The organism is Ktedonobacter sp. SOSP1-85 (genome assembly GCF_016587415.1).
Taxonomy (GTDB): domain Bacteria; phylum Chloroflexota; class Ktedonobacteria; order Ktedonobacterales; family Ktedonobacteraceae; genus Ktedonobacter.
Genome location: NZ_BNJI01000001.1, coordinates 3,328,378 through 3,351,870, shown reverse-complemented (window position 1 = coordinate 3,351,870; position 23,493 = coordinate 3,328,378). Strand labels below are relative to the sequence as shown.

Annotated in this window: 13 protein-coding genes; 3 read left to right on the top strand and 10 right to left on the bottom strand. The window is 53.7% G+C overall.

All coding sequences use genetic code 11. The annotated features are described in order from the left end of the window. Positions 1-189: 189 nt before the first annotated feature. On the bottom strand, positions 190-630 hold the full coding sequence (locus KTE_RS13980) for a hypothetical protein (RefSeq protein WP_201381836.1): 441 nt from the start codon (positions 628-630) through the stop codon (positions 190-192). Positions 631-699: 69 nt separating this feature from the next. Between KTE_RS13980 and aspS the strand changes: the two genes are divergently transcribed. The 3 genes from aspS to KTE_RS13965 all read left to right on the top strand — a co-directional run bounded on the left by aspS (position 700) and on the right by KTE_RS13965 (position 3,279). After that, complete coding sequence (gene aspS, locus KTE_RS13975) at positions 700-2,013, top strand: aspartate--tRNA(Asn) ligase (protein WP_201381834.1); 1,314 nt, start codon at positions 700-702, stop codon at positions 2,011-2,013. Between the two features lie 152 nt (positions 2,014-2,165). Continuing rightward, positions 2,166-2,702 (top strand): NUDIX domain-containing protein, encoded by a 537-nt coding sequence (locus KTE_RS13970; RefSeq protein ID WP_201381832.1) that lies wholly within the window; start codon positions 2,166-2,168, stop codon positions 2,700-2,702. Between the two features lie 28 nt (positions 2,703-2,730). Beyond that, on the top strand, positions 2,731-3,279 hold the full coding sequence (locus KTE_RS13965; protein ID WP_201381830.1) for a GNAT family N-acetyltransferase: 549 nt from the start codon (positions 2,731-2,733) through the stop codon (positions 3,277-3,279). A gap of 41 nt (positions 3,280-3,320) precedes the next feature. Here the strand turns inward: KTE_RS13965 and KTE_RS13960 are convergent, their stop codons facing one another. The 9 genes from KTE_RS13960 to KTE_RS13920 all read right to left on the bottom strand — a co-directional run bounded on the left by KTE_RS13960 (position 3,321) and on the right by KTE_RS13920 (position 23,227). Continuing rightward, positions 3,321-4,100: a class I SAM-dependent methyltransferase gene (locus tag KTE_RS13960; RefSeq protein ID WP_201381828.1), complete on the bottom strand. Its 780-nt coding sequence runs from the start codon at positions 4,098-4,100 to the stop codon at positions 3,321-3,323. 83 nt (positions 4,101-4,183) lie between these two features. Then, a complete protein-coding gene (locus tag KTE_RS13955; RefSeq protein WP_236600390.1) occupies positions 4,184-5,596 on the bottom strand; it encodes an aspartate ammonia-lyase in 1,413 nt (470 codons plus the stop codon). A 40-nt stretch (positions 5,597-5,636) separates the two neighbouring features. Beyond that, positions 5,637-6,896, bottom strand: coding sequence for an RNA-guided endonuclease TnpB family protein (locus KTE_RS13950; protein ID WP_201381824.1), 1,260 nt, complete (start codon positions 6,894-6,896; stop codon positions 5,637-5,639). Between the two features lie 479 nt (positions 6,897-7,375). Further along, positions 7,376-10,609 carry a protease pro-enzyme activation domain-containing protein gene (locus tag KTE_RS13945; RefSeq protein WP_201381822.1) on the bottom strand — a complete coding sequence of 1,078 codons (3,234 nt, stop codon included), beginning with the start codon at positions 10,607-10,609 and terminating at the stop codon, positions 7,376-7,378. A 259-nt stretch (positions 10,610-10,868) separates the two neighbouring features. Continuing rightward, entirely contained in the window at positions 10,869-11,111 is a 243-nt protein-coding gene (locus tag KTE_RS13940; RefSeq protein ID WP_201368949.1) for a hypothetical protein, read from the bottom strand. Then, the gene (locus tag KTE_RS13935) at positions 11,071-12,456 is read right to left on the bottom strand and encodes an IS701 family transposase (protein ID WP_201381820.1); all 1,386 of its coding nucleotides are present in this window, start codon (positions 12,454-12,456) and stop codon (positions 11,071-11,073) included. Before KTE_RS13935 ends, KTE_RS13940 begins: the two co-directional genes overlap by 41 nt. Positions 12,457-12,860: 404 nt before the next feature. Beyond that, a complete protein-coding gene (locus tag KTE_RS13930; protein WP_201381818.1) occupies positions 12,861-16,088 on the bottom strand; it encodes a protease pro-enzyme activation domain-containing protein in 3,228 nt (1,075 codons plus the stop codon). A gap of 137 nt (positions 16,089-16,225) precedes the next feature. Continuing rightward, complete coding sequence (locus KTE_RS13925; RefSeq protein ID WP_201381816.1) at positions 16,226-19,447, bottom strand: protease pro-enzyme activation domain-containing protein; 3,222 nt, start codon at positions 19,445-19,447, stop codon at positions 16,226-16,228. 567 nt (positions 19,448-20,014) lie between these two features. Further along, a complete protein-coding gene (locus KTE_RS13920; RefSeq protein WP_201381814.1) occupies positions 20,015-23,227 on the bottom strand; it encodes a protease pro-enzyme activation domain-containing protein in 3,213 nt (1,070 codons plus the stop codon). Positions 23,228-23,493 lie beyond the last annotated feature (266 nt).

Sequence of the window (23,493 nt, the reverse complement as noted above, 5' to 3'; positions counted from 1 at the left end):
TTCAGAAAGGGAGCGCGAGGTGTCCTCGAAAAAGCTCTTTTCCTGCTTTTGCTCACCGCCGCAAGCGCGAAGAAGACTTTGCAACCCCATTGAAGGTCAAAAAAGCTTGACAGCGCCATCAAAGCCATGTTATGCTATATAGAACAAACATTAATCGTATACAGGCGATGAATGGGACATATTAAGTAGTTATCCCAACACACAGAGAGCGATGCCATGGCTGCAAGCATCACAGTTGGTCCTGCTTAATGACACCCCTGAGCCAGGCAGTGAACCGCCTACAAAGAACGATACACTAGGCGCAGTAGCTGTTCCTTCGGGATCGCGCCCGTTAACGCGTGACGGTTTTACCTCTTGCGTACAGGCAAAGATAAAACCGGCTGAGGCCCCTTGAGAGGTCTGCCTTGTAAAGGCTACAGACTGCTCGGGGCGAATGGTGGTGGTACCACGACAGGCAAAAAGCAATTGATGCCCTCGTCCTCCAAAGGATGAGGGCTTTTTGTTTTGTCCGTCAAGCCACCAACATTCGCTTGAAGCAGAGAAAGGATGCCTATGGAGAGTGACGACGGTAACGACGACGATGATAACAACAACACTATAAATATTCTGGGAAGCACCTGACAACTGCATGTCTGTATGACTTCAGGTATGCTTCCCTGCGCTCAAAACACAGAAATTTTATGAGAAGGAGCATACACCATGCAGAAGGCAAGAACATTAACTACGGAAATCCATAAACATGTCGGTGAGCGCGTACGCGTGCAGGGCTGGTTGCAATCCTGGCGCCAACTTGGTAGCATTCACTTCCTCGTTATTCGCGATGGCTGGGGCCAGATTCAGGCCGTGGCCGAGAGCGAGGCAGAGATCACATCCCTAACCGAGGCAGAGGCGGGAGTCGAGAGCCTGGTCGCGATTGAAGGGCTGGTCGAGAGCGTTCTCCAGGCCCCCGGCGGCATTGAGCTCCACAACCTGGCGATTGAGCTTATTGAGCCGATTCGCGAGACGCCTCCCTTCCCCATCAACAAACGCAAGATCAACGCTCAGCTTAGCACGCTACTCGATCACGCCGTGATTACGCACCGGCATCCTACCCGGCGAGCAGTGCTGCGCCTCTCGTCCGTTCTGTCACAGGCCTTTCGCGAGAGTGTGCTCACCCGAGGCTTTACCGAGATCCACACGCCCAAGATCCTTGGCACGACCACGGAGGGTGGCGCCAACGTCTTCAAGCTCGATTACTTTGGGCGGCCCGCGTACCTGGCGCAAAGTCCACAGCTCTACAAGCAGATCATGGTTGGTGTCTTCGAGCGCGTCTTTGAGGTTGGCCCCGTTTTCCGCGCCGAGGAGCATGACTCAACACGCCACCTGAACGAATACGTCAGCCTGGACGTAGAGATGGGCTTTATCGAGAACCATTTCACGATTATGGCGCTCCTACGCGACATCCTGGCGGACATTATTGGTGCCTTTCAGGAGCACTGCGCACCCGAACTAGAGCTACTCAAGGCCAACCTGCCTGTTGTGCCAGCCGAGATCCCACATATCCACTTTCAGGACGCCCAGGAGCTTATCCTGAAACTGCACAAGGTCGACGTCAGAGGCGAGCCAGACCTCTCGCCCCAGGACGAGCGCTGGCTGGGAGAGTGGGCGATGAAGGAGTTTGGGAGCGACTTCCTGTACGTAACGGGCTATCCCACGAAGAAGCGCCCCTTCTACACCCATACAGACCCGGAGCGGCCTGAATACACTAACTCATTCGACCTGCTCTTCCGTGGCCTGGAACTTGTGACCGGTGGCCAGCGCCTGCATCGCTACGCGGACTACCTGGAGGCGCTCCAGAGCCGCAACATGTCCATGGAGCCATTTGAGCACTACCTGGAGGCCTTCCGCTATGGCATGCCACCACATGGAGGGTTCGCCATTGGCTCCGAGCGCCTGCTCATGCAGCTGCTCGGCGCGCCCAACGTACGCCTGACAACGACCTTCCCCCGCGACATGCACCGCCTCGTGCCTTAAGCTTTTGAAAGAAGAATGGGCCAGCCTGGGAGTTTCCAGGCTGGCCCATTCTTCTTTCAGAAACTACTATTCCATGAAACGAAGCCTGAATGCTATAATATTTGCACACAAGCTAGAACATAGCGAAGGTTAGAAAAGAGGAGCAGCACGCCATGACGGAGCCAGAAAAGATACTCAACGAGCCAGTGGCACGCCCTAAGCGTCCCCTGAGCCTGGGCGCGGGCGCCATCGTGGTTCACGATAACAAGGTCTTGCTAGTACGCAACCGCTATGGCGTCACCAAAGGGCGTTACCTGCTGCCTGCGGGGCGTGTAAAGGCAGGCGAGTTGCCGGACCAGGCAGCTGCGCGCGAGACCGTCGAGGAGACTAACCTGCACGTTGAGATTGAGGGCCTGCTTGGAGTACGCCTGTGGGTGATGGACGATGGCGAACACAACTACTTCTTTATGTACAAGGCCCATCTTATCTCACCTCTCAGCGAACTGCTACCCAATCTGGCCGAGGTCGATGATGCTCGTTTCTTCTCGCGGGAAGAGATGGACGCGCTGGGACCGAATGAGACGTGGTCTGGCGCCATTGCCATCGCCTATAAAGGGCTGGATTCTGAGGCTGTCACCTGGCCCAATCACGCTCATCTCTCCGATTCATCCGGCGTAGAGAACGCGGAGAGATGGCGTATCTGGCTCTAGAAGTGCATGTGGTAGAAGAGAGGTTACTGTGCGCATACGCTTGCTTACCCTGGGTCCCCAGGAGATCAAATACTGGACAGAACAGATTCTTGATGTCTATCGCCAGGCCTTTGAAGCCCCACCCTACAACACACAGGAAGAAGGGGTACAGAGCTTTGGGCTGGTCCTACCGCGCCATAGCCTGCGCTCCGGCTTTCGCTTCCACGCGGCCTACGACGAAGAGACTCGGCGAATTGCAGGCTTTATCTATGGCTATACCAGCCGCCCAGGCCAGTGGTGGCATGATACGATCCGCGGGGCTATGCCTCACGCCATGGCGTGCGAATGGTTCCAGGATACTCTGGAACTGGTGGAGCTAGCGGTGCTGCCAGGCGCGCAGGGCTGTGGCCTTGGAGGCTGGCTCCACGATATCTTGCTCCAAAACACGCCTCACCGCACAGCTCTGCTCTCAACCTATGACGGCGAGACCAATGGTATGCAGCTCTATCGCAAACGTGGCTGGCTGCCCCTCCTGCCTCACTTCTACTTTCCCGGCGGCGACAAGCCCATGAGCATTATGGGGCGCCAGCTTCGCTAAGCAGTATACGACTTTGCAACGAAATTTCCCAGCAGAGTTATCTATGCCTTCTCAGCGCGCAAGAGCAGTTTATCGTCGGTAAATGTCACCGGAGTGCCATCATCCTGGAAGCTGATCTCATAGTGCTCCCTGGCGGCTGGCGAGGCCTCGACGAAGGCCTGGTACACGCCCTGCCTGATGGCATCATCCACACCGGCACGCCGCAGCCAGTCGGCAATGGTATGCGTCTTGCGGAAAATCTGAGCTTCGGCGACCCTGAAGCCTGCCTGCTCCAGGAAGCGCCGCCACTCCATCTCGCTATAGGAGCGCACATGCGTTGGATCGCGCATCTTCTCGACGGTATTAATAAACTGGTCCAACTCCTGCGCTTCCGGGACCAGGCTATCTTCAAGCACAAAGAAGCCACTCGGGCGCAGGACGCGCGCGATCTCACGTACCGCGCGCTCGATATCCAGGAAGTGGTGAGGGGCGATACGGCAGGTCACAGCGTCGAACGCCGCGTCTGGAAAGGGCAGATCTTCGACGTCGGCCACCTGGGTAGAGATATTCGTCACGCCACGCGCCTGGCATAGCTCCTGGACGCGCTCCAGCATCTCGGGTGTGAGGTCAGAGGCCACGACTTCCTGCACATATGGCGCTACCGCCAGCGCCGTGTGGCCACCGCCCGTCGCGACATCCAGCACACGCATGCCTACTTGAGGTGCTAACAGGTTCAGCAAGAGTTGCAAGTCATGTCCCTTAGCATGGGTCACACTCTCGACATAGGCATGAGACATACGCCCAAACTGGCGCTTTATATCATCCTTTGAAGGTTGAGACATCGAAGCCATAAAGCCTCCTTGACACAGTTTATTTCCCAACGAAAAAAAGAAAGACCGGAACTGTGTGTTCCGGTCCTGTCTGTTTAGCCTGCGGTGGGTCCTCCGTCCAGGCCGGGTCTGGTCATGCTTGAGGGGTCCAGGATGCGATCCAGGTCCGCCTCGGAGAGGTCGGTCTTCTCACGGGTCACCTCGCGAATGGTCTTGCCCGTTTTATGCGCCTCTTTCGAGATCGCGGCGGCGGCATCATAGCCAATCACTGGCGCTAACGAGGTACAGATCGCCAGGCCACGCTCGACCATCTCGGGTCCCTTCGTCGTCGCCTTCAGGCCCTTGATGCACTGACGCGTGAAATTGCGCGCCGAGGCCGCCAGCAACTCAATAGACTGCAAGAGATTGTAGGCTGTGACCGGCATCATAACGTTGATCTCAAAATTACCCGCCTGGCCTGCGACTGTAATCGTCGTATGATTGCCTATCACCTGGGCACAGACCATACAGACCGACTCAGCAATGACTGGATTCACCTTACCCGGCATAATCGAGCTACCAGGCTGTACGGCGGGCAGTTCGATCTCGCCGATGCCCGCACGGGGACCAGAACCAAGCCAGCGAATGTCGTTCGCGATCTTCATCAGGCTGACCGCCAGAGTATTGAGCGCACCGCTCGCCTCTACGACATTATCCAGCGTGCTCTGGGCCTGGAAGTGATTGCTCGTCTCGCGTACCTCGATGCCATTAGCCTGGGAAAGGCGCTGGCAGACACGGGCCGAGAACTCGGGATGCGTATTCACCCCTGTGCCAACGGCTGTTCCACCCAGGGCCAGCTCAGCCAGTTCGCCCTGCGCGTGGCGCACACGAGCGATGCCGCGTTCAATCTGACCTACATAGCCCAGAAACTCCTGGCCCAGGCGAATAGGGGTCGCGTCCTGCAGGTGGGTGCGCCCGGTCTTGATCACGGGCATAAACTCGTCAGCCTTCTCCTGCAAGGCCTGCTGAAGCTCCTGAAGCGCGGGCGCCAGGTCTTTCTCTATGCTGACCAGTGCCGAGAGATGTATCGCGGAGGGAATGACATCGTTGGAGGATTGACCAAAGTTGACATGATCATTGGGATGCACCTTGCGCGAGCCACGGGAACCACCCAGCAGCTCGCTGGCGCGGTTGGCGATCACCTCATTGGCGTTCATATTGGTCGAGGTGCCAGAGCCGGTCTGAAAAATATCCAGCACAAAATGCGCGTCCAGCTTGCCATCAATGACCTCTTGCGCCGCCTTAACGATGGCTTCGGCGATAGTGCCATCAACGGTCCCCAACTCCTCATTGGTCTGCGCGGCTGCCTGCTTAATCTGGCCAAGCGCGCGAATGAAGGCGCGGGGGAAGCGCAGCGAGCTAATGGGGAAGTTTAGCACTGCACGCTGTGTGCTCGCGCCATAATAAGCGTCTATAGGAACCTGCATCTCGCCCATTGAGTCGCGTTCGATGCGGGTCTCTTGAGTCATAGTCATATCCATCTGCCTTTCTAAATCTACTCAAAAGTGCTCACGCACTCTCAAATAGATTCAATTGCTGCACTTGCCCCTCACAGGAAGCCTCCTTGACTTCTACACCGCTTTGGGTCGCATGCAGCACACCGCACTCAGAACCAGCCTGAGCGTGTGGCTCTCGCCGAGCAAAGAACCTCGCTAGGATATTATGAGCACTATTTTCATCTCTATCCATCACGAGTCCACATTCAACGCAACAATAGGTGCGTTTCCAGAGCGGCATTGCTTGTACATTGCCACAGCCAGAACACATCTTGCTCGTGTTGCGCTCATCTAAGAAATGCAACTCTTTCCCAGAGAGGACACATTTGTACTTGAGCATTTCGAGAAAGGCATACAGCCCCCACTCGTTATAGACCGCTCGATTCAGGTGTTTATTGCGTTCTCTATGCTGTTTTGTGACCATTTGCCGTTGGGAAAGATCCCCCACCACAATAGTTCTTTCAACCAAGTTGTGGCTTATCAAATGGGAAGCCTTATGCAGACTATCCCTTTGCTTATTGCGTTTCTTCTGGGAAACGCGCTTGTACACCTTGCTCAAATGCAAGTAACGGCGTGACTTTTTCTTGCACTTGTCACGCTTTGACCGAATTTTGTCCAGTTGTTTGTTGTACCAGCGTGACCCTTTGAAGCCTCCGACTGTATAGATTCTGCCTTGCTCATTCACGCCCGTTGCCAGTATTTTGACGCCTACATCAAAGGCGGCAACACCATCGGTTGGGCATGGCTTGGGTGTTCGCTCAGCCGGGAAAGAGGCAGAGTAGTTGCCTCTGGCATCTCGGCTGATCGCCACTTCCTTATAGCCCTCTGGAGGTATTTCTGTGAGACGTGCAATGATGTTGTGATAGACCTTTGCACCATGCTTGCCTCCGCCTCCTGTGGGCAGAATGAGCTTGTCACCTTCAATCTTGATGTACATGGCTGGATAGCAGAGCGTAAAAAAGCAGTGCCGTGGGCGCACACGTGGGAAACCGGGTTTCTCTCCTGCTTTGACTCTGCGATAGAAGGCTTTCATTGCGCCATGAAGGCGATAGTAGACCTCTTGAAGCAGTTTGCCATAGACCTGAACAAGTTGAGGATCATGCTGCTTACTTTCTTGCAAGCTTCGTTTCGCCTCATAGAGATCCCACTTCTCACCCGCCCTGAGCTTCATCACCCACCAGTTGTACAGCCCACGACACTTGCCTTGCATAAATTCAAGGGTGGCGGCATCTTGCTCAGAAACCTCAATCCTGATCTTTTTGCAAAGCAGCATCCTTGCATTCCTCCTTCTGCTGTCGTTGCAAACGGATATATTCTTGCTGAACCAAATGCTTGAACGTGTGAACCATACTTTCTCGACGAAGCGCAGCTACCACTTTGAGAGTTTCAATGTCTTCTTTAAATGCACGAAAATTTGCGTACTTTTTAGCATCCATGCACGCATTGTACGCAATTGCGCTACATTTGTCAAGAGGGAAAAATGTATGCAAGTAGAAGATATTTAAGCACAATTACACACAAATTCAATAACTGTTGATATGCTCCTCATCGAGCATAAGTGGTAATAACGCTGGTATTATATCACGCCAGCGGCTCCTCACGACTTCGCGCCACTACGTGGCTCGCAGAGCCAGGTTATGTGTGAACGGCATGGCTGCGCCATGCCGTTCACACATAACCATAAAAAACGGCGGCCCTGGAAAGTTTCCAGGGCCGCCGTTTGCAGACTAGTTCAGGCCTGCTATACCACACTTAGTTGCCGGTATAACCAATGATGTCGGTGCCACCGTTCTTGTCATGGTAGCCAAAGTACATCACGCGCTCGGCCACAACTGTGCCATTCATCGCCTCAACCGTTGAGGAGTTCACACCCGATCCGAAGGGCAGGATCGTATCGCCCACATTGACCAGGATGACTTTGTGCGCCTTCACCACAAACTGCTGCTGGAAAACACGGTTATCACCAAAGTAGGTGATCACCACCGTCTCATCAGCATCCGTTGGGTTCTGCACACTGATGTACTCCGAGAAGGAGGAGGTGACGTAACCTTCGGCGAAGGAGTAGACTCCCTGCGCCTGAAGCGCACCAATCACATCCGTCAGACCAGACTCGTTAGCGGGACCATAGTGGAAGAACTGCTCGCGGTCTACCACCACTGGCTGATCGGAGATGATCTCCGCGCCAAAGATAGCAGGCTTATTAGCATTCTTACTGTTCACATCCACCGTGTACTGAGTATACGGTGCAACCGGCACAGAGAAGCTGGTCGGAGCTGTTGCATCAGCATATGTCAATTTTACTGTCACATTCGCAGTAATTGCACCGTAATTCGCCACTACATAGTACTGCTGATACTTCGAGCCAGTATTACCCTGTGCGAAGTCCCAAGTCGTCCCAGGAGTGACCGCTCCAACCTGGCTGGCCGCGCCAGTGGTGACCCCACCCGCGGTCGCGATGTTGGTCTTCACATACATCGGACGCTCAACCACGATGGGCTGGTCAGAGGTAACCGAGACCGCCACTTTCTTAAGCAAGCCCAGAGCGGTCGGCGTACCGGTGCCGCGCATGAGCGCGCCAACGCTAATCGTCTGTGTCTTACAAGCCGCCTGTCCTCTGGCACCACAGGTGCCATCGTAGTAGGTCAGCTTCACATTGGCTGCTTTTGTCGCGCTCGGATTCAGGATACTGATGTAGGTCCAGGAGAGAGCCGAGCTATCCTGGCGCGTATCGGCCAGCGGGAAGTAGTAGCTGGTGCCAGGGTTGGAGGCGCCCAGCACATCGGTACCGCTGCTGATGATGCCGCGATAGTTAAAGTACATCGGGCGTTCCGACACAATGCCAGGTCCACTCGTCACCTGAACAATCGTTGAGATGGCGTACTGTGTGCTCTGAGGCAGACCTAGTTCATTATTGACGTTGACGGTGAAGCGCGAGCTCGGATTGACTGTGTATGACTTCGTGAGTGCAGGCATATTCGTAAACAGGTAAGTGATACTTACCTGCGAGGCAGTCGTCGCGTCAGGATTTTGTAGCGTGATAAACTCCTGGAAGGCACCACCCCCACCGACGCTACCCTCGGCGAAGTACCACATCTTGCTCGTGGGAGCCTGACGCGCGCTCTTGCCCGCGTTCGCCAACACTACCAGGTCGTTGGCCAGGTTGGCCGCATTCAAGCTACCCAGGCCTGTCGCCATATCGTAGCCGGTTGTGGCTGGATATTTCCCACTCTGATGACCGTAATAGTCGTTAGTTCCAGTGGTAATATCATGGAAATCGCTGCTGTAGTTACTCCCACTGGCAATCTGGTAGAGGGAAGGATTGATAAAGCCCAGGTTGTAACCGCCGTTCTTGACCGACTGCTCATTTGCCAGGGCCACAAAGGACGCCCACATTGCAGATGCGGCAGAAGGATCACCAACTGTCAACCATTCTCCCGGATAACAGTTTGCTTGCATTACAGAACAGTAGATCAGATACCCTTGATATCGGGCTCCATATAGAGACACATCGGGAACCTGGCGATTTACACTTGAATCTATGCCAGGGGTAACCTGCCACGAGGGATGCGGCCAGTAAGAGCTAATGCCGCCTCCGCTTGCGCCATTAAAATCATTGTAGGTCGTCTCACTGGCATAGCTACCGTCACTATTGATGCTAAGTACAGTAGCGCCTACACCTGTAACATATGGCTGGCTTGCAGGATCATCTACAGCGGGAGCCGTAGGAGCACCCGGATTATAACGATCAAAACAATCAGAGCTGCCAAACATCCCGGACGCCGCCACAATAGTCTGGCCCTGAGCAGCTGCCGTCATAAAAAGATTATTCTCGGTATCCATTATGCTGGTACCCTGATTAGCTTCACAGAGTCTCCAGCCAGTACTGACCACGGGAACGTTATCAGCGATAATCCGCGCCCACTCGCCAAGGTAATTGGCGCTATTATTATTGTCATTTGCAGCTTCATAGATACGTAGCTGGTTAAGGTTGGGAGCCATGCCTAGAACGATATCAGCGTCTAACTCAACCTCGCCTGCGCCACTATAACTAGGCGCATCAGTTGAAGTCTGGATAGTGTGGATAGTAGTTGGAGTGCCTTGATCGAAGCAATTGATAAAAGTCTGTAAATCGCTGGCAGTGTAGGCAGACATCTCGAAGAGCGCCACCGACTGACCCTCACCTTTATAGCCCTTCGCATACAGGCCATTGTAGTTATATGCTGTGGCAAACTGAGAAGGCAACAAATATGGATACGGATCAACGGAAGGGTTATAAGGAAGAGGGCAGCCATTACTACCGATAGCCGATGCGGTAACGCTGCTATTCTTCGTAGGCGCAGTGTTGTTAACTGGTGATTGATAAGTCAATTTTGCGTAGTTATTCAAACCAACAACACTCTGCACTACGCCAGCAAGCTCCTGGGGCAGCATTGGATCATTGGCATTGGCATAGTACTGCCTGCCTTTGGCATCAACATAGTTGTTGAGCTGCACATGGAAGGCGTTCTCCACCTGGGAGACCGTGCCGCTGAAGGAGATCAGCAGACGATGGCTATAGGTGTGATCGATCTTGAAACCCTGGGATTGCAGGTAGCTCACGACCGCGTCATAGCTTTGCTGCGTTGGTGAGAAGGAGTTCTGCACCTGGCTAGCCGTGAGATGGCGACCATAGTTGATCGACTTTTTGTTCTTGGCATCTTGCAGCAGGCCTTGCAGGGCCTCTTTGTTGCGCAGTTTGAGGCCAATCGCCAGCGAGAGGGTCTGGTCACCCGAGACCGCGCTGACGTTCTTGCTGTGTGCCACCACCGCAGGCACCGATCCGGGTATGGACGAGAATGACATCGCCGAGGCGGACATGTGCAGGTTGATAAGGATGGTCGTAACCAGTCCAAGCAAGAGCGCGAGTCCGATTGAGGCGCCAATAAACCAGGAACGTCGTTCACGTGGTTTAGGCTGCTCGCCACTCACAGGAGACGTAAAGGGCATGATATTTTTACCCCCAAAAATAAACACAACAATGTAGAGGCAGTGCATCTCCATCGACACACATCAATGCACTAGCCGAGGAGAAAAGACGAGAGAGATGAAGGGTTAGAGGCTCACCATTAGGAGGTAGAGAGGGATGGTTCGCTCAACCACCTCCTAATTAAGAAGTTGTTTCTACAGCAAATTTTTTACATAGGCAGAAGGTGCAACATGAGCATCGTTGCCAATCAATTTATTGCACTAGTATTACAACGAGACTTTACCAACGCAGCCCCTGCAATTGGGCAAGAAGCCGCTTGCGATGAGAGCAATAGGCGGCGTAGTTGTGGCGTTGCTGATACGCGATCAACGCCAGGGCTGCAGGCAGATCCAGTACGGGTTGGGGCAAGGCAACCTGCAAGAGCAAGCGTACCTGGGCGATGCTCAGTGGCAGAGAGGCATGCGCGTCCAAGCTGGGCACCTCACCTGGCGTGGGCAAGGGGCGTGTCGTTGTTGGGCGCAAGATCCCCCTCTCTCTGGTTGAGGCGTTGTTGCCAACGAACCAGGAAATGATGAGCGAGAATGACCATAGTCATGTGATGGTGCCACCCGCGCCAGAACCGCAGCTCGTAGTGGTCCATGCCCAATTCCCCCTTGCATTCGGTAAAACAGGTCTCGATGGGCCAGCGCATCCCGCTCACCCGCACAAACGTGGCAAGCGGTGTCTCCAGCGGAGCGTTGCTCAAGTAAAATTTCCATTCCGGCTCTTCTGCAAAACCGCTGACTTTGCGTCGGATCACCACCCAGACCTGAGGGCCTGGCAGCCGATCAAGTGGCAGGATAGCGCGCAGCACGAGAAAATCAGCGACCAGCGGGCCTTTGTGCCCCTCCAACAGACGGTAGCGCTGCCAACGAGAAGCAGGCCACTGCTTGGCCAGGTCCTCTAAGGGCACTTTGGCTGGACTGCTGGGATGCAGCCGCTCACGCCGAGGAACTGGCCCCTTGCGCGAGGGGATCTGGGACCGAAACCAGCTGTGCGGGCGCGCGCGCTCCGTCTGCCCGTCGGTTTCCAGCAGTGGCCAGACCTTGGTATCTCGCGGCACCTCGGCTAGATACCACAATCCCGCCGCATCCAGCCGTTGCAGGAAAGCAGGGGAGTCGCCATATCCTTCGTCGCAGACGACCCACTGGGCTTGGAGACGACCCGAAGCCATGATGCCCTCGACCAGCTGCGCCGCTAACTCATGCTTTGTCTGAAAGACGATCTCATCGGGAATCTGGCAATCCTGCCACCGCGTTTGATGATCCTCAGCGAACCAGGATTCTGGCAGATAGAGCCGCCGGTCAAGTAATGTGGCTCCCTTGCGACTGGCATAGCCCACGAAGATGCCGGCCTGGCAGTTGTCCTTTTTGCCGGTGTGGCCGCACCATTGAGGCGCCACACCGGCTGAGTGATTCCCATGTTTGGGAAAGTCCGAGCCATCCACGATCAGGACTCCATCCTCTTCGCCAAGCGTCTCGTTCACCAGGCGCTGATGTTCGGCCAGCAGCGCGTCATCATCCCACTTGCCTTCCCCAATGAACTGCTGGAGGGCACGCACTTGCCGATCCGCATGTGGTCCCACTCCCAACAGACGCAAGGCCATCGCTTCGACATTTTTGCGGGGCACATCCGCCGTGAGCAGTCCGCGCACATAGATCTCCGCCCATTCCCGCTGTTCGCGCCGATACAACAACGGGGCGAAGTGCTGATGATAAGCTAGTAGTTCTTCGGCCAGGGAAGCTACCTCTTCTGAGGTCAAGTCCTGCACTGCCAGTCGACCTGGAAGAGGCGGCTGCTCGGCGGTTATATCGACCATGAGAGACATTCGGTTTCACCTCCAGGTACAGACCTCTCTCCTTTCAGTATATCCCACAAAGTCTCGTTGTAATACTAGAGTCGTCGAGAGTTCTACTCCGTGCGCACCACTAAAAACTCTCGTATAGAAGAGATTAACACGAAATCTTTTGGAAAAGCAAGGATACAAGCATAAAAAGAATAAAGTACCGAAAACAATTAATGCTCGTGAGAAGCATAAGAAATATCAAAGCATATAAAGAAATATTCTGACGCACAGTGCTAATCCATCCTGGAAGGCGCGCAGGTGGAGTGTGCCGCATATTAGGTGTGTCCGCTCTCATGATCTTGCACACACAAAAAGGTGGCCCTGGAAGGTCTTCCAGGGCCACCTTTTTGTGTGTGCAAGATCAGTTCAGGACTGCTCTGCCATGTTTAGTTGCCGGTGTAGCCGACGATATCGGTGCCACCATTCTTATCGTGGTAGCCGAAGTACATCACGCGCTCGGCCACTATCGTGCCGTTCATCGCCTGTACCGTCGAGGAGTTCACGCCCGACCCGAAGGGCAGGATCGTGTCACCCACGTTGACCAGGATCACCTCGTGCGCCTTCACCACAAACTGCTGCTGGAAGATCGCGTTGCTGCCAAAGTAGGTGATCACTACCTTCTCATCAGCATCCGTTGGGTTCTGCACACTGATATACTCCGAGAAGGAGGAGGTGACGTAGCCTTCCGCGAAGGAGTAGACCCCCTGCGACTGAGGAGCACCAATCACATCCGTCAGACCCGACTCGTTGGCCGAGCCATAGTGGAAGAACTGCTCACGGTCCACTACCACCGGCTGATCTGAGGTGATTTCCGCACCAAAGATCGCTGGCTTGCCCGAGTTCAATGAGTTCACATCCACCAGCGACTGGCTGTAAGGCTGAACCGGTACCACTGTGCTCGAAGGTGCTGTATTCTCAGCATCGGTGTACGTCAATTTAACCGTGACGTTGGCAGGCGTCGCGCTGTAGTTGGCCACCACGTAGTACTGCTGATACTTTCCAGGGTTCGTGTTATTGCTGGTGTTGCCCTGCGCGAAGTCCCAGGTCGTCCCAGGAGTGATCGTGCCAACCTGGCTGGCCGCGCCAGTGGTTGTACCACCAGCAGTCGCGATATTAGTCTTCACATACATTGGACGCTCAACCACGATTGGCAGATCAGAGGAGACCGAGACCGCTACCTGCTTGAGCAGGCCCACCGCGGTCGGCGTACCAGTGGCACGCAGCAGCGGACCAACGCTGATCTGCTGGGTCTTACATGGGTTGCTGGCGGCACCGCAAGTGCCATCATAGTAGGTCAGCGTGGCATGAGCAATCTGGTCCGTGCTCGGATTCAGAATACTGATATAGGTCCACGACAAGGCCGAGCTATCCTGGCGCGTATCGGCCAGCGGGAAGTAGTAGCTGGTGCCAGGGTTGGAGGCGCCCAGCACATCGGTACCGCTGCTGATGATGCCGCGATAGTTGAAGTACATCGGGCGTTCCGCCACAATTCCCGGTCCGCTCGTCACCTGAACAATCGCCGAGATGGCATACTGTGTCGTCTGAGGCAGACCCAGCTCACCATTGACGTTGACGGTGAAACGTGAGCTTGGATTGACTGTGTACTGCTTTGTGCGCGAAGGCATATCCGTGAACAGATAGGTGATATTCACCAGCGAAGCGGTCGTTGTGTCCGGGTTCTGGAGCGTAATAAACTCCTGGAAGGCGCCGCCGCCACCAACGCTGCCCTCGGCGAAGTACCACGTCTTGCTCGTGGGAGCCTGGCGCGCGCTCTTGCCCGCGTTCGCCAATGCTACCAGGTCATTGGCCAGGTCAGCCCCAATGATGCTACCCAGGCCGCTCGCCATATCATACCACCCCGCGGCTAGATACTTCCCACCCTGCATATTTTTGTAGTCGTTGGTACCGCCGATAGGATCACGGAAATCGATGTTATAGTTAGGACCGCTAGCAATTTGGTAGAGGTAGGGGTTGATAAAGCCCAGGTTATAGCCACCGCTCTTGACCGACTGCTCATTCGTCAGGGTCACAAAAGCTGCCCACATTGAAGCTGCAGCAGAGGTACCACCAATACCCCAAAAGCCACTCGATGGGCACCCTGTATTAGGAGTACAATAGATCAGGTAATGCTTCTCTGCGGCAGAATTCATTGCCACATCTGGCACCTGACGATTCACGCTCGCATTCGTTACAGGAGCATTCTGCCATGCGGGATGTGGCCAGTAGGAACTGATACCACCACCGCCTGCACCTTCAGAGTCATTCCAGACGCTATCTCCCACACTGTTGCCGTATTGATCAATTGACAACATTGTACCTCCGACACCCGTCACATATGGCTGGCTAGCTGGATCTTCGACTGAAAGCGAGGTATTGCTTGTATTAGCATGATAGCAGTCAGAGCTACCCGTATCTCCAGCTGCAGCCAGAATAGTCTGCCCCTGCGCAGCCGCTAGCATAAAGAGGTTATTCTCAGCATCCTGATTACTGGTACCGACGTAAGCTTCACAGAGTCCCCAACCAGTGCTAACCACCGGAACGTTATCAGCAATGATCTGCGCCCACTCCCCAAGACCATTCGCAAAGTTATTTCTTTGAGCTTCATAGATACGCAGCTGATTAAGGTTCGGTGCCATGCTTAGTACAATATCCGCATCCAACTCAACTTTGATTGGATCATCAGCGGTCGTAGCAGCGGCGGATGTTTGAATAGTACGAATACTGGTTGGTGTGTTTTGGTCGTAACAATTAATAAAATTCTGTATATCGCTTGCCGAGTAAGTTGACAGCTCGAAGAGTGCCACTGATTGCCCCTCGCCTTTATTGCCCTGAGCATACAGACTATTATAATCGTAAGCCCTAGCAAATTGAGAAGGAAGTAAATAATTGCCATGCTGATCTCCAGGACCTTGACAAGTTATAGCATTGGCAGTCGCTGTTACAATAGCACTGCCATTTGTCACGGGTGCAGTTTTATGAATTGGCGTATAGGTATATTGCGCATAGTTATCTAGGCCAACAATGCTCTGCACCACATTAGCAAGCTCATGGGGCAGCGTTGGATCATTGGCATTGGCGTAGTAATGTTTGCCTTTGGCGTCAACATAGTTATTGAGCTGTACGTGGAAGGTGCTCTCTGCTTGAGAGGCCGTACCGCTGAAGGAGATCAACAGGCGGTGGTTGTAGATGTGATCGATCTTAAAGCCCTGAGACTGCAGATAGCTCACAACAGCATCATAGCTCTGCTGTGTCGGTGAGAAAGAGTTCTGCACTTGGCTAGCTGTGAGATGACGACCGTAGTTGATCGATTTCTTGTCCTTGGCGTCTTGCAGCAAGCCCTGCAGAGTCTCTTTGTTGCGCAGCTTGAGGCTGATCGCCAGCGAGAGGGTCTGGCCGCCCGAGACCGCACTGACGTTCTTGCTGTGCGCTACAACCGCAGGCACCGATCCGGGTATGGACGAGAACGACTTCGCCGAGGCTGACATATGTAGATTTACAAGGACGGTCGTGACCAGTCCGAGCAGGAGCGCGAGTCCAATTGAGGCGCCAATAAACCAGGAACGTCGTCCGCGTGGTTTGGGCTGCTCGCCACTCACAGAAATCTTAAAGGGCATATGCTTTTTTTACCCCCAAAAAATAAATTCAGCAATTAAAGAATCTGCATCTAAAATGTAAATTAAAAAAAGCGGGTGGCCCTGAAAATTTTCCAGGGCCGCCGTTCGCAGACCAGTTCAGACCTGCTCTACCAGGGTTAGTTGCCGGTGTAGCCGACGATATCAGTGCCACCGTTCTTGTCATGGTAGCCAAAGTACATCACGCGCTCGGCCACAATCGTGCCGCTCATCGCTTGCACCGTCGACGAGTTGACGCCCGACCCGAAGGGCAGGATCATGTCGCCTACGTTGACTAGGATCACCTTGTGCGCCTTCACCGCAAACTGCTGCTGGAAGATCGTGTTGCTTCCAAAGTAGGTGATTGCAACAGTCTCATCATGGTCAGTCGGGTTCTGCACGCTGACGTACTCTGAGAAGGTATTGGTGGCATACCCTTCGGCGAAGGAGTAGACCTCCTGCGCCGTAGGCGCACCGATCACATCCGTCAGGCCCGACTCGTTGGCCGAGCCATAATGGAAGAACTGCTCGCGGTCCACCACCACTGGCTGATCGGAGGTGATCTCCGCGCCAAAGATCGCAGGCTTACCAGCGTTCCACATGTTCAAATCCGCTACATACTGCGTGTAGGGTGCTACGACAATTGAGAAGAAGTATGCAGAAGTGTTGGCATCGGCATATGTCAGTTTCACCATCACAATCGCAGAATTGGCGGTATAGTTGGCCACCACGTAGTATTGCTGATACTTCGAGCCGGTGTTGCCCTGCGCAAAGTTCCAGGTCGTTCCCGGAGTGACCGCGCCCACCTGGCTGGCCGCGCCAGTGGTAATCCCACCCGCGTTGGCGATGTTGCTCTTCACATACATCGGGCGCTCGACCACAATAGGTTGATCGGAGGAGACCGAGACCGCCACTTTCTTCAGCAAGCCCAGCGCGGTTGGTGTACCCGTGCCACGCATCAGCGCGCCAACGTTAATCTGCTGGGTCTTGCAGGGATTACTAGCGGCCCCACAGGTGCCATCGTAGTAGGTCAGCGTCACATTAGCCGTCTGGCTCGTGCTTGGGTTCAGAATACTAATGTAGGTCCAGGAGAGGGTCGAGCTATCCTGGCGCGTATCGGCCAGGGGGAAGTAGTAGCTGGTGCCAGGGCTGGAGGCGCCCAGCACATCGGTACCGCTGCTGATGATGCCACGATAGTTGAAGTACATGGGGCGTTCGGCCACAATACCCGGTCCGCTCGTCACCTGCACAATCGCCGAGATGGCGTACTGCGTGCTCTGAGGCAGGCCCAGCTCACCATTGACGTTGACCGTGAAGCGCGAGCTTGGATTGACCGTGTACTGCTTCACACGCGATGGCATGTCCGTGAACAGATAAGTGATATTCACTGCCGCAGCGGTCGTAGTGTCTGGGTTCTGCAGCGTAATAAACTCCTGGAAGGCACCAGCACCACCGACGCTGCCCTCGGCGAAGTACCATGTCTTGCTCGTGGGAGCCTGCCGCGCACTCTTGCCCGCGTTCGCCAATGCTACCAGATCATTAGCCAGGTTGGCCGCATTGAAGCTACCCAAGCCCGTTGCCATATCGTAGCCAGCTGTGGCTGGATACTGCCCACCATGCTCATTGTTATAGTCGTTGTTACCACTGGTAATATCGTGGAAGTCATTATTGTAGTTGTTACCACTGCCAATCTGATAAAGGGAAGAATTGATAAAACCCAGGTTATAGCCGCCACTTTTGATCGACTGCTCATTCGCCAGGGTCACAAAAGCTGCCCACATTGGAGCTGCTGCAGAGGTGCCACCCACCACGCCCCAATACCCATAAGTAGAGGAAAATAGACTCGAATGGACCAGGTATCCATGATTCGGGTCTGCATCTAGAGATACATCTGGCACCTGTCGGCCAACTGTTGAATTCGTTCCAGGTGCGCTCTGCCAACTGGGATGCGTCCAATAACTGCTGTAGCCACCACCACCGGCTCCGCCATAATAGCTATGTGCAATATCGGGAGTCGTATTCCAGACAGTCTCACTAGAGTAAGTGTTATCATTGTAGTTCAATGACAAAGATGTGCCGCCCACACCAGTAACATATGGTTCGCTGGCTGGATCGCCTACAGCAATATCAAAATCTGGTACTGCGTCAGGGATATAGCAATCAGAGCTGCCAAAATTTCCAGACGCAGCTACAACAGTTTGTCCTTGAGCGGCTGCCATCATAAAAAAACTACTTGACGTATCAAAATCAGATTGAGTTCTCCCCGATTCACAGACACCCCAGCTCGTGCTTACGACAGGAACATTATCAGCAATGATCTGCGCCCACTCACTAAAGTAATCAGGACTATTAGGGCTAGCTTCATAGATACGCAACTGACTGAGATTGGGAAGCATACCAAGCACAATTTCTGCGTCTAGTTCCGCTTTAATCTCGTTATCATCAGTAAACGCACCGGGTGTTACTGTAATGGTCTTGATGTTGGCCTGGCTTTGACCATAACAACTCTCGAAGGCCTGCAAATCACTTAAGTTGTAAGCAGCCATCTCAAAAAGCGCGACCTTTTGTCCCTCGCCATTGAAGCCTTTATTGTACAGACCATTGAAATTATAGGCCGAAGCAAACTGTGAAGGTGTATAGTAATTGTCGCCTTGCGCAGAATTCTGAGGACATGTTACAGCGTTGGACGATACAGCATTACTGCTTACCTTAGCGTTTTGCGTCTGCACCGGAGGGTGAGTGTACTTGGTATAGTTATTCAAACCAACAACACTCTGCACCACACCAGCTATGTTCTGAGGTAGCGTTGGATCATTGGTATTGGAATAGTATTGCCTGCCTCTGGCGTCAACATAGTTGTTGATCTGTACATGGAAGGCACTCTCTGCCTGGGAGGCTGTACCACTGAAGGAGATCAACAGGCGATGATTGTAGGTGTGATCAATCTTGAAGCCCTGGGCTTGCAGGTAGCTCACGACCGCGTCATAGCTTTGCTGCGTCGGAGCGAAGGAGTTCTGCACCTGGCTGGCCGTGAGATGACGACCGTAGTTGATCGACTTTTTGTTCTTGGCGTCTTGCAGCAGGCCCTGCAGGGCCTCTTTGTTCCGCAGCTTGAGGCCAATCGCTAGCGAGAGCGTCTGGTCGCCTGAGACCGCGCTGACGTTCTTGCTATGTGCTACGACAGCAGGAACCGAGCCGGGGATGGACGACAATGACTTCGCCGAGGCTGACATATTCAAATTTACAAGGATGGTCGTGACCAGTCCAAGCAAGAGCGCGAGTCCGATTGAGGCGCCAATAAACCAGGAACGTCGTTCACGTGGTTTAGGCTGCTCGCCACTCACAGGAGACGTAAAGGGCATGATATTTTTACCCCCCAAAATAAACACAACAATGTAGAGGCAGTGCATCTCCATCGACACACATCAATGCGCTAGCCGAGGAGAAAAGACGAGAGAGATGAAGGGTTAGAGGCTCACCATTAGGAGGTAGAGAGGGATGGTTCGCTCAACTACCTCCTAATTAAGAAGTTGTTTCTACAGCAAAAATTTTTACATACGCAGAAAGTGCAACATTTACATTGTTGCTGATCAATATATTGCACTAGAGTCGCCGAGAGTTCGACTTCGTGCGCGCCACTAAAAACTCCCGTATAGAAGAGATTAACATAGAGCCTTTCTGAAAAGCAAAGATGCAAGCAGTAAAAGAATAAAGTACTAAAGTTAATAAATATCTTGTGAGAAGCAGAAGAAATATTAAAGCATGCAAAGAAATATTCTGAACTTAGCGCTAATCCATCCTGGTGAGTGCACAGGCGAAGTATGCCGCATATCAGGTGTGTCTGCTCCAATGCTCCCGTAAAAAAGCGGCGGCCCTGGAAGATTTCCAGGGCCGCCGCTTGTGAAGCAGTTCAGACTGCTACGTCATGCTTAGTTACCGGTGTAGCCGACGATGTCGGTGCCGCCGTTCTTGTCATGATAGCCGAAGTACATCACGCGCTCGGCCACAATTGTGCCGTTCATCGCCTGGACCGTTGAGGAGTTCACGCCCGACCCGAAGGGCAGGATCGTGTCGCTCACATTGACCAGGATCACCTCGTGCGCCTTCACCACAAACTGCTGCTGGAAGATCGCATTGCTACCAAAGTAGGTGATCACCACCGTCTCATCGGTATCAGTCGGGTTCTGCACACTCATGTACTCCGAGAAGGAGGAGGTGACGTAGCCTTCCGCGAAGGAGTAGACCCCCTGCGACTGAGAAGCACCAATCACATCAGTCAGGCCCGACTCGTTGGCGGGACCATAGTGGAAGAACTGCTCGCGATCCACCACCACTGGCACATCAGAGCTGATCTCCGCGCCAAAGATCACGGGCTTGCCCGCGTTCAACTGGTTTACGTCCACTGTCCACTGCGCGTACGGCGCTACCTGCACATTGGTAGTGGTTGGGGCCGTGGCATCAGGATAGGTCAATTTAATGGTCACAGTAGCCATGCTCGCGCTATAGTTCGCCAGGACATAGTACTGCTGATACTTCGAATTGGTGTTACCCTGCGCAAAGTCCCAGGTCGTTCCAGGGGTGACCGCTCCAACCTGGCTGGCCGCGCCAGTGGTGGTGCCGCCGGCGGTCGCGATGTTGGTCTTCACATACATCGGGCGCTCAACCACGATAGGCCGATCGGAGGTAACCCCAACCCCTACCTTCTTCAGCAGACCCACCGCTGAAGGTGTGCCAGTGCCGCGCATCAGCGGACCAACACTAATCGTCTGGGTCTTACAAGCTGGCTGCCCGATATCAATATCACCGCAGGTGCCATCATCGTAGTAGGTCAAGGTCACATGAGCCGTCTGCGTGGTGCTCGGATTGAGGATACTGATATAGGTCCACGAGAGGTCCGAGCCGTTCTGGTTTGTATCAACCAGCGGGAAGTAGTAGTTGGTGCCAGGATTGGAGGCACCCAGCACATCGGTACCGCTGCTGATGATGCCGCGATAGTTAAAGTACATCGGGCGTTCCGCCACAATGCCAGGTCCGCTCGTGACCTTCACAATCGCCGAGATGGCATACTGCGTGCTCTGAGGCAGGCCCAGCTCTCCATTGACATTGACAGTGAAGCGTGAGCTTGGATTGACTGTGTACGACTTCACGCGCGCAGGCATGTTCGTAAACAGGTAGGTGATACTCACCTGAGACGCGGTCGTCGTGCTCGGGTTTTGCAGGGTGATAAACTCCTGGAAAGTACCGGCGCCACCGACGCTGCCCTCGGCGAAGTACCACGTCTTGCTCGTAGGAGCCTGCCGTGCGCTCTTGCCCGCGTTGGCCGCCGCTACCAGGTCATTGGCCAGGTTGGCTGCATTGAAGCTCCCCAGGCCAGTCGCCATGTCATAACCACTTGTCGCGGGATATTGCCCACCTTGTAAACTGCGATAATCGTTGTCACCACTCGTGACATCGTGAAAATCGTTGTGGTAGTTGCTGCCACTGGCAATCTGGTAAAGGTAGGGGTTAATAAAGCCCAGGTTATAGCCACCATTCTTGACCGACTGCTCGTTTGTCAAGGCCACAAAAGTAGCCCACATTGAGGTTGAGACAGGGGTTCCGACAAAGCCCCACCAGTTATCAAATTCACACCCTGCAGCAGCAGAGCAATATATCAAGTATTGTGCACCCATAGCAGCGTTCAATGCAACATCAGGTACCTGGCGGTTCACACTGGCATTCGTGCCAGGGGCAACCTGCCATGCAGGGTGTGACCAGTATGAGCTGATACCGCCACCACCTGCACCGACACCAGTGGAATCATTCCAGGTTGTTTCACCAATATAGTTGCTGTTGCCATCAACTGACAGCGATGTACCGCCTACACCTGTTACATAGGGCTGGCTGGCTGGATCCTCTACGGAGAGCGAGATATTGCGGACATCACTGCTAAGGCAATTAGAGCTACCCGAATCTCCAGACTGGGCCACAATGGTTTGCCCTTGGGCTGCTGCCAGCATGAAGAGATCATTTTCGACATCTCGAGTACCACTACTTGTCAAGGCTTCACAAAGCCCCCAGCTGGTGCTCACTACCGGAACATTATCGGCAATAATCTGCGCCCACTGCCCGACATAACCTGATGTAGTATTTTCAGCCTCATAGATATTCAGCCGATTCAGGTTAGGAGCCATACCTAGAACGATATCAGCATCGAGCTCAACCCAATACGCTTGAAGAGCATCTGGGGCATTAGTGGATGTCTGAATAACAAGAATGCCAGTTGGAGTATTTTTGTCATAACAGCTGATATAGTTCTGCACATCGCTTTCAATAAAAGATGACAACTCGAAGAGCGCAACCGACTGGCCCTCACCCTTATAGCCCTTCGTATACAAACCATTGTAGTTGTAGGCTGTAGCAAACTGCGAGGGTATCCGAAGTTGACTATTACCAGAAATAGAAGGACACGACACACTATTACCAGCAGCAGCATTGGCAATGCCATTACTCACAGGTGCGCTGTTCGCTGAAGGGCGCGTGTACTTGGTATAGTTATCCAGGCCCACAATGCTCTGCACCACGCCAGCGAGATCCTGAGGAACCGTTGGATCATTGGCGTTGGAGTAGTACTGCTTGCCTTTGGCATCTACGTAGTTATTGATCTGCACATGGAAGGCGTTCTCCACCTGCGAGGCCGTGCCACTGAAGGAGATCAACAGGCGGTGGTTGTAGGTGTGATCAATCTTGAAGCCCTGAGATTGCAAGTAGCTCACGACCGCGTCATAGCTTTGCTGTGTTGGCGCGAAGGAGTTCTGTACCTGGGAGGGAGTGAGATGGCGGCCATAGTTGACCGACTTCTTGTCCTTCGCGTCTTGCAGCAAGCCTTGCAGGGCCTCTTTGTTCCGCAGCTTGAGGCCAATCGCCAGCGAGAGAGGCTGGTCGCCTGAGACCGCGCTAACGTTCTTGCTATGTGCCACGACAGCAGGAACCGAGCCGGGGATGGACGACAATGACTTCGCCGAGGCTGACATATTCAAATTTACAAGGATGGTCGTGACCAGTCCAAGCAAGAGCGCGAGTCCGATTGAGGCGCCAATAAACCAGGAGCGTCGTTCACGTGGTTTAGGCTGCTCGCCACTCACAGGAAACGTAAAGGGCATAAGCTTTTTACCCCCAGAAATAAACACAACAATGTAGAGGCAGTGCATCTCCATCGACACACATCAATGCACTAGCCGAGGAGAAAAGACGAGAGAGATGAAGGGTTAGAGGCTCACCATTAGGAGGTAGAGAGGGGTGGTTCGCTCACTACCTCCTAATTAAGAAGTTTTTTCCAGCAAATTTTTTACATAGGCAGAAGGGGCAACATGAGCATCGTTGCCAATTAATTTATTGCACTAGGAGTCGTCGAGAGTTCTACTCCGTG